2 protein-coding genes are annotated in these 1,377 nt (G+C 34.8%); both read left to right on the top strand.

The window, feature by feature from the left end; all coding sequences use genetic code 11:
• Positions 1-720 (top strand): zinc metalloprotease (locus CHX27_RS00055; RefSeq protein WP_207758894.1); only part of this gene is annotated, 720 nt, incomplete at its 5' end.
• Between the two features lie 83 nt (positions 721-803).
• Complete coding sequence (locus CHX27_RS00060; protein ID WP_133063356.1) at positions 804-1,271, top strand: hypothetical protein; 468 nt, start codon at positions 804-806, stop codon at positions 1,269-1,271.
• The last annotated feature ends 106 nt before the right edge of the window (positions 1,272-1,377 follow it).

Consider the following 1,377-nt stretch of genomic DNA (forward strand, 5'->3'; position numbering starts at 1 on the left):
GGGTATTGTTACCAGAACCCAATTAATTTGGTGGATCCGGATGGGAGGAGTGCTGAGCCACCAAATGACGACATAATAACAGTAGTTTCAAATAAAAAAGGGGACTCACATTATGTTCAAAGGGATGTTTCAATGAAAGTAACCCTAACCGTCGTCAACTCAACAGGCGCTGATCTGTCAGAAACAATGTTTAACCAATCTTCTGGAACTGTATCTCTTAAAGGCTTATCTGGAAACGCACAAAAGGACTTTAGAAATAATGATATTACAACAAATGATAATTTAAAAAATGTCTCGGTACAGTACAAAGTTGTAAATTCAATAAAAGACGTTGGCAAAGATGATCACGTGATGATTCTGGTCGGAAGTATTCCTAAGATTAGTGGTGAGACAGGTGACCCAGTTGGCAGAGCCGAATTAGGTGGAAGAATAAGCGCTGTGGAGGTCGGCACCTTAAAAAATAAGACTTTCAATCAAGTAGCCACACATGAATTAGGCCATAATCTAGGTTTGGAACACGGAAGTGGTGGATTAATGAAAGAAACTGTAAATCCATCGTTTTCAACAAATTCAAGAGAAAGAGGTGAAGCAGTCTATAATCAAGTTGGTCCGTATCAGGGGAATGGCACATACCAACAATCTAAATCTGGAACACCAAATTATAAATCAGCGATACAATCACAAATCAATAGTTTTTTATCAAATAATAAAATTAAATAGATATGAGATTTGGTTATTTTGTCTACATATTAATTTGTTCAACATTGGTGAGTTGCAAGACAAAACCCGATAAAATTATTAACATGGGAGTTTATACAATGAAGATTCCTAAAGAGTGGAAAAAAATAGAACTAAACAATATTGATTCACAAGTTTTTGGAATTTTAACAGGGGACGGAGATACTATTGTCAGTGACTACGGCATACATATTGGTAAATTCAATGAAACAGTTAAAGTATTCACTAAGAAACAATTATTTTACTACACAAAGGTGAAAATGGACACTACTGGTTTATTTTCTTCAGATTTTCCTGAAATCGACCAATCGCAAGGAACATTTCTCAAGGAGTTTTATTTTTACGAAAAAATTGACGGTAAAGTTGGAAAAATTCAAGTTGCAAAAAAGAAAATTGGCAATACAGGTATTTTGTTTTATAAAGCTTTTCAAGATGTTTATAGTCTTAAGATTACATCAAAAAATCTGTCTGATAGTAATAAAAAACTCTTTATAGAAGCTATTTATACTATCAAGTTTAAAAAACCTTTATAATCCAAATGAAATCAAAAAATACTACTTCCACCCCGACCATCTCGGCTCAAGCACCTACATCTCAAACCAAACCGGCCAAGTCTCGCAACACGCCGAGTACCTACCC

The organism is Flavobacterium aurantiibacter, from assembly GCF_002251775.1.
GTDB lineage: Bacteria > Bacteroidota > Bacteroidia > Flavobacteriales > Flavobacteriaceae > Flavobacterium > Flavobacterium aurantiibacter.

Bases quoted from the DNA above. Each gene is read 5' to 3' on its own strand.
- CHX27_RS00060 (WP_133063356.1), top strand. From the start codon at position 804: ATGGGAGTTTATACAATGAAGATTCCTAAAGAGTGGAAAAAAATAGAA.